Source organism: Aeromonas sp. 25-248 (genome assembly GCF_053005425.1).
This window is the reverse complement of sequence record NZ_JBRKTB010000030.1, coordinates 1-1,314: the sequence shown is the minus strand read 5'-3', so window position 1 is coordinate 1,314 and position 1,314 is coordinate 1. Positions and strand designations below refer to the sequence as shown.

The following is a 1,314-nucleotide window of genomic DNA, read 5'->3' as shown; positions in this document are numbered from 1 at the left end:
GGTCTTCCGGCGAGGAGGCTTTTCACCCCCTTTATCGTTACTTACGTCAGCATTCGCACTTCTGATATCTCCAGCATACCTCTCGATACACCTTCGCAGACTTACAGAACGCTCCCCTACCACTCACACTTAGTGTGAATCCGCGGCTTCGGTGCCTGGTTTGAGCCCCGTTACATCTTCCGCGCAGGCCGACTCGACTAGTGAGCTATTACGCTTTCTTTAAATGATGGCTGCTTCTAAGCCAACATCCTAGCTGTCTGAGCCTTCCCACATCGTTTCCCACTTAACCAGAACTTTGGGACCTTAGCCGGCGGTCTGGGTTGTTTCCCTCTTCACGACGGACGTTAGCACCCGCCGTGTGTCTCCCGGATAGTACTTACTGGTATTCGGAGTTTGCATGGGGTTGGTAAGTCGGGATGACCCCCTAGCCCAAACAGTGCTCTACCCCCAGTAGTATTCGTCCGAGGCGCTACCTAAATAGCTTTCGGGGAGAACCAGCTATCTCCGAGTTTGATTGGCCTTTCACCCCCAGCCACAGGTCATCCCCTAACTTTGCAACGTTAGTGGGTTCGGTCCTCCAGTTGATGTTACTCAACCTTCAACCTGCCCATGGCTAGATCACCCGGTTTCGGGTCTACACCTTGCAACTAGACGCCCAGTTAAGACTCGGTTTCCCTACGGCTCCCCTATACGGTTAACCTCGCTACAAAATGTAAGTCGCTGACCCATTATACAAAAGGTACGCAGTCACCCCGAAGGGCTCCCACTGCTTGTACGTACACGGTTTCAGGTTCTATTTCACTCCCCTCACAGGGGTTCTTTTCGCCTTTCCCTCACGGTACTGGTTCACTATCGGTCAGTCAGGAGTATTTAGCCTTGGAGGATGGTCCCCCCATATTCAGACAGGATGTCACGTGTCCCGCCCTACTCGATTTCACATCAAGGTTGTTTTCGTGTACGGGGCTATCACCCTGTATCGCCGGCCTTTCCAGGACCGTTCCACTAACGTCCAAGATGCTTAAGGGCTAATCCCCGTTCGCTCGCCGCTACTGAGGGAATCTCGGTTGATTTCTTTTCCTCGGGGTACTTAGATGTTTCAGTTCTCCCGGTTCGCCTCGCTACGCTATGTATTCACGCAGCGATACCTAGCTTATGCTAAGTGGGTTTCCCCATTCGGAAATCCGTGAGTCGTAATGTCTCTTACCGACTGCTCACGGCTTATCGCAGGTTAGTACGTCCTTCATCGCCTCTGACTGCCAAGGCATCCACCATGTACGCTTAGTCACTTAACCATACAACCCCAAGAAGTGTCGT

The 1,314-nt window shown here is 52.4% G+C and carries 1 rRNA gene; it reads right to left on the bottom strand.

Annotated elements, in window-relative coordinates:
- A 23S ribosomal RNA gene (locus ACVDHI_RS20730) occupies positions 1 to 1,292 on the bottom strand; the annotation flags it as partial.
- Between the last annotated feature and the right edge of the window lie 22 nt (positions 1,293 to 1,314).